The 8,777-nt window shown below is 66.5% G+C and carries 9 protein-coding genes; all 9 read right to left on the reverse strand.

The window, feature by feature from the left end:
• Nucleotides 1-11: 11 nt before the first annotated feature.
• A complete protein-coding gene (locus UU9_RS02105; RefSeq protein WP_007080062.1) occupies nt 12-656 on the reverse strand; it encodes a protein phosphatase CheZ in 645 nt (214 codons plus the stop codon).
• Complete coding sequence (locus tag UU9_RS02110; protein WP_007080063.1) at nt 653-1,060, reverse strand: chemotaxis response regulator CheY; 408 nt, start codon at nt 1,058-1,060, stop codon at nt 653-655. Before UU9_RS02110 ends, UU9_RS02105 begins: the two co-directional genes overlap by 4 nt.
• 90 nt (nt 1,061-1,150) lie before the next feature.
• Nucleotides 1,151-1,879 carry an RNA polymerase sigma factor FliA gene (locus UU9_RS02115; RefSeq protein WP_007080064.1) on the reverse strand — a complete coding sequence of 243 codons (729 nt, stop codon included), beginning with the start codon at nt 1,877-1,879 and terminating at the stop codon, nt 1,151-1,153.
• A gap of 1 nt (nt 1,880) precedes the next feature.
• Entirely contained in the window at nt 1,881-2,825 is a 945-nt protein-coding gene (locus UU9_RS02120) for a MinD/ParA family ATP-binding protein (protein ID WP_237710199.1), read from the reverse strand.
• Nucleotides 2,822-4,183 carry a flagellar biosynthesis GTPase FlhF gene (flhF, locus tag UU9_RS02125; RefSeq protein ID WP_007080066.1) on the reverse strand — a complete coding sequence of 454 codons (1,362 nt, stop codon included), beginning with the start codon at nt 4,181-4,183 and terminating at the stop codon, nt 2,822-2,824. The genes UU9_RS02120 and flhF overlap by 4 nt, the downstream gene beginning before the upstream one ends.
• A gap of 156 nt (nt 4,184-4,339) precedes the next feature.
• Complete coding sequence (flhA, locus tag UU9_RS02130) at nt 4,340-6,430, reverse strand: flagellar biosynthesis protein FlhA (protein WP_040670015.1); 2,091 nt, start codon at nt 6,428-6,430, stop codon at nt 4,340-4,342.
• A 12-nt stretch (nt 6,431-6,442) separates the two neighbouring features.
• Complete coding sequence (flhB, locus tag UU9_RS02135; RefSeq protein ID WP_007080068.1) at nt 6,443-7,582, reverse strand: flagellar biosynthesis protein FlhB; 1,140 nt, start codon at nt 7,580-7,582, stop codon at nt 6,443-6,445.
• Between the two features lie 4 nt (nt 7,583-7,586).
• Nucleotides 7,587-8,357: a flagellar biosynthetic protein FliR gene (gene fliR, locus UU9_RS02140; RefSeq protein ID WP_007080069.1), complete on the reverse strand. Its 771-nt coding sequence runs from the start codon at nt 8,355-8,357 to the stop codon at nt 7,587-7,589.
• A complete protein-coding gene (gene fliQ, locus UU9_RS02145; protein ID WP_007080070.1) occupies nt 8,354-8,623 on the reverse strand; it encodes a flagellar biosynthesis protein FliQ in 270 nt (89 codons plus the stop codon). The genes fliR and fliQ overlap by 4 nt, the downstream gene beginning before the upstream one ends.
• Nucleotides 8,624-8,777: the final 154 nt, after the last annotated feature.

Genomic DNA, 8,777 nt, shown 5'->3' on the forward strand with positions numbered 1-8,777 from the left:
ACAGGCGCACCTTAAAACCCGAATTCGCTGAGCAGGCGGTCGGCGTCGTCCTGGCTGGATACCTTGACCACACTGGCGGGCACCTCGCTGCCCGCCAGCGCGCCGGTGAGGCGCACCAGCTCGAGCAGGGACGATTCCACGCTTTCGATGAAGTTGACGACTTTCTTGATGCGCTGCCCGGACAGGTCCTGCCACGACTGTGCCATCACCATGTCGGCCAGGCCCTCGTTGCAGCTGATCGCAAAATCGCTGGCCTGATGTGCCAGCACCGCGGCCGGATCGCTCTTGCTGTCGGTGAACGCCAGCACTTCGTTCGCGTTGTGGGCCAGCGACTCGGCGGCCGGGCGCATCCGCTCGGCAAAATCGATGCTGCGGTGCGCGGCCTGCGCGCTCATTTCCAGCACGTCATTGAGGTGCTTGCGCGCGTCGGCGACGCTGCCCGGAATGCCTTCGTTGGCCAGCTCGCCACCGAGCCGGCTCATCGCGCCGTGCAGGTCACGGGCCAGCTGGCCCAGCGCGCGGAACAGCCGCTTCTCGCGGTCGCGCACCATCACGTCCAGCGCCTGTTCGAATGCGGGGCCGTCGGGGCTGTTGAGCAGGTTGCGCAGTTCGGGCGGCAGGTTTTCCGCGTTCAACGACGGCAGGATGGCGTTCATGCATTGGCTCCGGCGGCAGCGATCCGTTCGAAGATCTTGCCGAGTTTTTCCTTCAGTGTGACCGCGGTGAACGGCTTGACGATGTAGCCATTCACGCCCGCCTGCGCGGCGGCGATGATCTGGTCACGGTTGTTCTCGGCGGTGACCATCAACACCGGCAGGCCCTTGAGGGCCGGTTCGGCGCGGATCGCCCGCAACAGGTCGATGCCGGTCATGTTGGGCATGTTCCAGTCGGTCACGACCAGGTCGAACGGCTGGTTGCGCAGCATGACCAGCGCGTTCTCGCCATCGTCGGCCTCCTGGATCAGCGGGTTGCTGAAACCCAGCTCGACCAGCAGGTTGCGGACGATGCGCCGCATGGTGGAGAAGTCGTCCACCACCAGGATTTTCATGTTCTTGTCCAAACCACGTTCTCCGTTTGTGCTTTTCGGGTCGAGCTACCGGACCTGGTTCGCCGGTGCCGTTTGTTCAGTCGTACCCGCTTGATCGCGTGTTCAATCGCGCCAGTCACCCAGCCGTGCGCGTAACCGGATCACCGCCTGGCCGTGGATCTGGCAGACGCGCGATTCGCTCACGCCGAGCACGGCGCCGATTTCCTTCAAGTTCAATTCCTGCTCGTAGTACAGCGACATCACCAGCTGCTCGCGCTCGGGCAAGCCCGTGATCGCGTCGGCCAGCGCGTCGCGCATGCCTTGATGTTCGATGCTGTCCGCCGGGCTCAGGCCCGATTCGTCGGCCACGTCCAGCGCGGCACTTTCCTCGCCGTCGTCCGGTGCGGTGAGGCTCAGCAACCGGGCGCAGGCCGCATCGGCCAGCACCTGGTGGTATTCCTCGGCGCCGATGCCCAGGCGCTTCATCACTTCGGCGTCTTCCGCCTCGGTGCCGGTCTCGGCTTCGATCTGGCGCACCACCTCGGCCACTTCGCGGGTCTTGCGATGCACCGAGCGCGGGGTCCAGTCGGTGCGCCGCAACTCGTCCAGCATGGCGCCACGGATACGGATGCCCGCATACGTTTCGAAGCTGGCGCCCCGGTCGAGGGCGTAATTGCGCGATGCTTCCAGCAAACCGATCATTCCCGCCTGGATCAAGTCGCCCACGTCAACGCTGGTCGGCAACCGTCCCATCAGGTGATAGGCGATGCGTCGCACCAGCGGTGCATGCCGACGTACCAGTTCGTCGGCGCTTTCGCGGGAATGTTGCAGATACTCCGATGCCACGTTCATCTCACCACCCCGTTGACGACACAGGCTGACCGCCAAAGAAGGCGATGCGGCCATGGCCAGCGCGTTCGGGTTCTGCCCATGTATCGACCGCACCTGCCAATTGCTTGAATGCCATTGCTGAACGGCTCGACGGCCACAGGTCCACCACCGCGCACTGGCGGCGGATGGCCTGTCGCAGACGCTCGTCGTGCGGCACCCACCCGGTGAAATCGATCACCACGTCGAGAAAACGGTCGCTCACCCGCGAAAGCTTCTGGTGCAGCTGGCGCGCCTCGCCCTCGTTGCGCACCATGTTGGCGACCATGCGGAAACGGCGCACGCCGAAGTCGCGGCTGAGCACCTTGATCATGGCGTAAGCGTCGGTGAGGGAAGCGGGCTCATCGCACACCACGAGCACTACGTCGTCGGTGGCGGCGGCAAACATCGCCACGCTGTCGGACAGCCCCGCGGCGGTGTCGACCAGCAAATACTGCGGCGGCTGCGGCAGCTCGTCGAACGCGCGGATGATGGCCGCGTGCTCGCCGTTGTCCAGCTGCGCCAGGCGACGCGCACCGGAGCCGGCGGGAATCACGCGCAAGCCGCGCGGTGCTTCCAGGATCAGGTCTTCCAGAGCGCACTCGCCATCGAGCAGGTGGCCGATGTGGCGCGACGGCGTGAGGCCAAGCAGCACGTCGACATTGGCCAGGCCCATGTCGGCATCCAGCAGCATCACGTCGTGGCCGGCCATCGACAGCGACATGCCCAGGTTCACCGATACGGTGCTTTTGCCCACGCCACCCTTGCCGCCGGCGACGGCGATGGCGCGGCAGCGCCGGCGTGGCTTGCCCGGCATGTCGAGCAGGCCATCAGCCTGCCCGGTGCCTGTCGGGCCGTTGGGTTCACCTGCCATCGCGGAAAACAGGTTCTTCAGACCGGAGGCCTGGTCCATTGCAAGTACTCCACTCATGCGCTGGCCACCGCGAGGCCAAACCGTTCTGCCATCAGGCTCTCATCCGGCGCATTGCTTTTCAACGATTGCGCGGCACGACACACCAGCGTGCGCGCGTTGGCCTCGGCAATGTCCTCGGGCACGCGCTGTCCATCGGTGGTGTAGTCGAGCGGCAAGCGGTGGCGGATCACCACCGACAGCGCGCCGCCGAGGCTGGGCGCCTCATCCAGCTTGGTGAGGATGCAGGCCTGCGGCGCCAGCGGTTCGTACGCGCGGATGGCTTGCTCCAGCGCATCGGATTGCGCATTCGCCGCCAGCACCAGGCAGGCGCGCAGCCCACCGGCGGCGGCAAGCACGTCCATCTGCTGGGCCATGCGCGGATCGTTGCCGGCCACGCCGGCAGTGTCCACCAGCACGGTCTGGCGACCTTGCAGCAGGCCGAGCACCTTGCGCAGGCTGGCCACGTCATGCGCGGGATACACGCGCACGCCGAGCAGCCGGCCGTAATGTTCCAGCTGGGCGGCGGCGCCGATGCGGTAATGATCCGTGCTGATCAGGGCCACCTGGTCGGCGCCATGGCGAAGTACGGCACGCGCGGCCAGCTTGGCGATAGTGGTGGTCTTGCCCACGCCGGTGGGGCCGACCAGCGCGGTCACGCCGGCGGCGTCGGACAGGCCGCGGCCGCTGATCACCAGGCTGCGGCTGAGCATGCCCAGCGGCAGGTAGCGCGCCTGCTCGGCACTCAGTTGATCGGGAAGTTCGGCGACCAGCGCACGCGCCACGTCGGCCTCGATGCCGAGCCGGGTCAGTTCACGCAGTACCCGCGCGCGCTGCGGCTGGCGGCGATCCATGTCGTTCCAGGCCAGGCTGGAAAGCTGCATCTCCAGCATCTCGCGCATGCTGCCCAGTTCGGCGCGAAGGCGGGCGGTGTCCTGCGCCGTGCGGTCGTTCACCTGCTGCGTGGCGGCGAGGGAGTCCACGGCCACCAACGGCGGCATCGTGACCTGCGATTCCATGCGGCTCGGATACGGCCGGGGCGGCATGGCGGAAGGGGTCGGCCCGACCGCGGCGAACGGGCGAACCGGCGCCGGTGCAACCGGCCGTGGTGCGTCGGCAACAGCGGCTATCGGCGCCACTTCGACCGGTGCCGTTTCGGCAATGGCGGCCGCGGGCATCGCGTCGTATTCCTGCGCCGGCACGACACTGTGCCGCGTGGCTTCGCGGATCAGGGCCTCGTCGTAGTCGATGGCGGCGATGACCTCGATGCCCTCGGCCAGCCGGCGGGTGGACAGGATCACCGCCTCCGGGCCCTGCTCCTCGCGCACTTCGCGCATGGCCTGGCGCATGTCCTTGGCAACGAAACGCTTGATCTTCATGGCGTGCTCCGCGCGCGGGAATGGGGAATGGGGAATCGGGAATGGGTTGGAGCAAGTGCGTTGCGACCGGACGCGGTGAGGTGACGTAATTCCTGCTTCCCCATGATCCCTGCCCTTGCCTGCGATTCTCGATTCACGATGCCCTGCTCCCGGTTCTTATTGACCCAGTGCCTGGACCAGCCGCACGCGGCGGTTGTCAGGCACTTCGTTGTAAGCGAGTACGTGCAGGTTTTGTGCCACATGGCGGGTAAAGCGGGCGAGCCATGGCCGCAACTGTGGCGCAACCAGCAAAACGGCCGGTTCGCCGGTGACTTCCTGGCGCCGCGCGGCGTCGGCAACGCTCTGCTGCAGGCGGTCGGCCAGGCCCGGTTCCACCGCGGCGCCAGCCACACCGCCGCCGGACAGCGAGTTCATCAGGATCTGCTCGAGCTCCGGCGCCAGCGTGATCACCGGCACTTCGGTGCCCAGCCCGGTGATCTCCTGCACGATCTGGCGACCCAGCGCCACGCGCACGGCGGCGGTCAGAACGCCGGGATCCTGACTATGAGTGGCATGTTCCGCCAAGGATTCGACGATGCTGCGCATATTGCGGATCGGCACGCGCTCGGCCAGCAGGTTTTGCAACACCTTCACCACGGCGCCCAGGGTCAGCCGCTTCGGCACCAGGTCCTCGACCAGTTTCGGCGCGGTGGCGGCCAGGCGGTCCAGCAGCTGCTGCACGTCCTGGTGGCTGAGCAATTCGTGCGCGTGGTTCTGCAGGATGTGCGACAGATGGGTGGCGATCACCGTGGCCGGGTCGACCACGGTGTAGCCGTAGCTTTGGGCCAGGTCGCGCTGCCCGCTGTCGATCCACACCGCTTCCAGGCCGAACGCCGGGTCCCGCGTGGCGATGCCTTGCAGCGTGCCGTGCACCTGGCCGGGGTTGATCGCCATCAGCCGGTCGTTGTGCACCTCGGCTTCGCCCATCGGCACGCCCATCAGGGTGATGCGGTAGGTGTTGGGGCCCAGATCCAGGTTGTCGCGGATATGCACCGCCGGCACCAGGAAGCCCAGTTCCTGCGACAACTTGCGGCGCACGGATTTGATCCGCCCCATCAGTTCGCCGCCCTGGTGCGTGTCGACCAGCGGAATCAGCCGGTAGCCCACTTCCAGGCCCAGCGGGTCGACGCTGGCGACGTCCTCCCAACCCAGTTCCATGCGCTCGGGCGCCGCGCTGGCCTGCGGCGCTTCGGCCACCGCCTCGGCCAGCTGGGCGCGGGTCTCGCGCTCACGCTTCAGCAGCAGCCAGGCCGCGCCGGCGCAGGCGGCGGCCAACAACAGGAACGCCACGTTGGGCATGCCCGGGATCACGCCCATCACGGCCAGCACCGCCGCCGCCACGCCCAGCGCACGCGGCTGGCCGAACACCTGGGCGACCACCTGCTTGCCCATGTCCTGCGACTTGGACACGCGGGTGACGATGATCGCCGCGGCCACCGACAGCATCAGCGCGGGCACCTGCGCCACCAGGCCATCACCGATGGTCAGCAAGGTGTAGGTGGAGGCGGCTTCGCTGGCCGACAGGCCGTGCTGCATCACGCCCACGAAAAAGCCGCCTACGATGTTGATGATGAGGATCAGGATGCCGGCGGTGGCATCGCCGCGTACGAATTTCGAGGCACCGTCCATCGAGCCGTAGAAGTCCGCCTCCTCGCGAACCTCCTGGCGCCGGTCGCGCGCCTGCTCCTGGGTCAGCAGGCCGGCGTTCAAGTCGGCGTCGATCGCCATCTGCTTGCCGGGCATCGCGTCCAACGTGAAACGCGCAGTCACCTCGGACACGCGGGTAGCGCCCTTGGTCACCACCACGAAGTTGATGATGGTGATGATGATGAACACCACCAGGCCGACGGCGAAGTTGCCGCCGATGACGAACTCGCCGAACGCCTCGATCACCTTGCCGGCGGCGCCGGGGCCGTCATGCCCGTGCAGCAGCACCACGCGGGTGGAGGCGATGTTGAGCGCCAGGCGCAGCAAGGTCGCCATCAGCACCACGGTGGGAAACGCCGCGAACTCCAGCGGCCGCATCACGTAGACCACCGCCAGCAGGATCACCAGCGACAGCGCGATATTGAAGCTGAACAACATGTCGAGCAGGAACGGCGGCAGCGGCAACATCAACATCGCCAGCATCACCAGCATCATCACCGGTGCGCCAATTCCCCGTCGGGCGAAGTGTTTGAAGTTACCTAGTACGTCTGCACCCGTCATGGATTTGACTCGTCATGTGTCGCGATAAGGCCCCATCAGCTCAGGATCGACGTCGGGGACCGGTGCCGCGGGCGGTGTCTCGCCCTGCGCCGTTGCTTGCTTCAGCTGGTAGACGTAGGCCAGGACCTGCGCCACCGCCACATACAGGGCGGAAGGAATTTCCCGCCCTATTTCCGTGGTTGCATACAAGGCGCGTGCCAACGGCGGCGCTTCGACCATCGGAATGTGATGGGAACCCGCCACCAGGCGGATTTGCTGGGCCAGCACATCCACGCCCTTGGCGATCACGCGGGGCGCGCCCATGTGCCCATCGTCGTAGCGCAACGCCACCGCGAAGTGGGTGGGGTTGACCACCACCACGTCGGCGCGCGGCAGGTCTTCCATCATGCGGCGGCGCGCCTGCGCCTGCTGCACCTGGCGAATGCGCCCCTTCATCTCGGGGTTGCCCTCGCTCTCCTTCATCTCGTCCTTGATCTCCTGCTTGGTCATGCGCAGGTTCTTGCCGTGGTCGTACTTCTGGTAGAGGGCATCGATGCCGCCGATCAGCGCCAGCATCGATCCGAACCACAGCGCCGCGCGGCCCATCAGGCTGATCGACTGCGCAATGCCGGCCGTCACCGAGCCGCTGCCGGTGGCCTGAAGCTCGGCCTGCCAGTGGCGCAGCAGCAAGGCCAGCACCGCGCCGATGAACAGCAGTTTCAGCAGCGCCTTGCCCAGCTCCACCAGGCCGCGCATGGCGAAAATCTTGCCCAGCCCCTTGATCGGGTCGAGCCGCTCGAACTTCGGTTCCAGCGCCTTGCCGCTGAAGTTGAGCCCGCCCAGCAACAACGGCGCCCCCAGCGTGGCCAGCATCGTCGCCACCGCCACCGGCCAGAACAGCGCCAGCGCCTCGTGCATCGCCGCCACCAGCGCGCGGCCGGGCAAGGCGTCGGAAAACAGCGCGTCGCGCGAGTAATGCATGCCCAGCGAAAAGATTCGCTGCGCATGCAGGTACGCGCTTGGGCCACTGCTCATCAAGGCCGCCACGCCGGCCAGCACCACCATCGCGCCGGACAGGTCGCGCGATCGCGGAACCTCGCCCTTTTCGCGGGATTCGCGCAGGCGTTTTTCGGTAGGTTGTTCGGTTTTTTCCTGGTCGCTGTCGTCAGCCACGGCGTCAGCTCCCTATGAGGTTGCGCATCAGCGACCAGGCGTCGCCCTGCAGGGCTTCAAACGCACCGGGAAGGCTGCGCAGCGACAACCACAACGCAACGAAACCCAGCGACACGGTGATCGGAAAACCCACCGCGAACAGGTTCATCGACGGCGCCGCGCGGCTGATCGCCGCAAAGCCGATGTTCACCACCAGCAGCGAGGTCATCGCCGGCAACGCCACCCGCACCGAGCCGGCAAACAGTTCCGCGCCAAAACTGGCCACCGCGTGCAGGCCATCGGCGTTGATCGCCGGCACGCCCGGCGGCAAGGTATGAAAGCTGTCGGCAAGCAGCGCAATCAGGCGCAAGTGGCCGTCCATCACCAGAAACAACAGCGTCACCAGGATCAGGTAGAACTGGCTCAACACAGGAGAGCTGCCGCCGGCCTGCGGGTTCACCACTTCGGCAAACCCCAGGCTCATGCTCTGCGCAATCAGGGTCCCGCCCAGCGACACCGCCTCGAACACCAGCTTCAACACGAAACCGATGGCCGCACCAATCAACACCTGCCCCGCCATCGTCGCCACGCCTTCGGCGCTCAGCGGATCGATCGTGGCCGAGGCCAGCGGCGCCAGCACCAGCGTCAACACCACCACCACACCCACCCGGATCCGCGCCGAGATCACCGCGGCGCTGAAAATCGGCGCCACCAGGCACAGCCCGCTGACCCGCGCCAACGCCCAGAACAGGCTGCCCAGCCAGGTCGGCAGCTGCGCCAGATCCAGCCCTGTCATCTGATGGCACTCGGCAGGCTTTCGATCAACTGCTTGGTGAACTGCACCAGCACCCGCAACATCCACGGCCCGGTGACCAAGGCCACCAGCGCCATCGCAATCAGCTTGGGGATGAAGCTCAGGGTCATCTCGTTGATCTGGGTGGCGGCCTGGATCACGCCGATCAGCAAGCCCACGGCCAGCGCGGTCAGCAACAGCGGCGCCGCCACCAGCATCGCCACATACAACGCGTGCTGGCCAAACTCCATGATGGATTCAGGCGTCATGGCTTGGCTCCTCGGCGTGCCCTGTAGGAGCGCACCCTGTGCGCGATGCTCTTGCCCCTGCTCCCTGTAGGAGCGACTTCAGTCGCGACGCTCTTGCTGGTCGATCAATAGCGAAGAGCTTTCGATCACCTGCGGCGACCGAGTCACTTTCTCT

This window comes from Rhodanobacter fulvus Jip2, assembly GCF_000264315.1.
GTDB classification, from domain to species: Bacteria; Pseudomonadota; Gammaproteobacteria; order Xanthomonadales; family Rhodanobacteraceae; genus Rhodanobacter; species Rhodanobacter fulvus.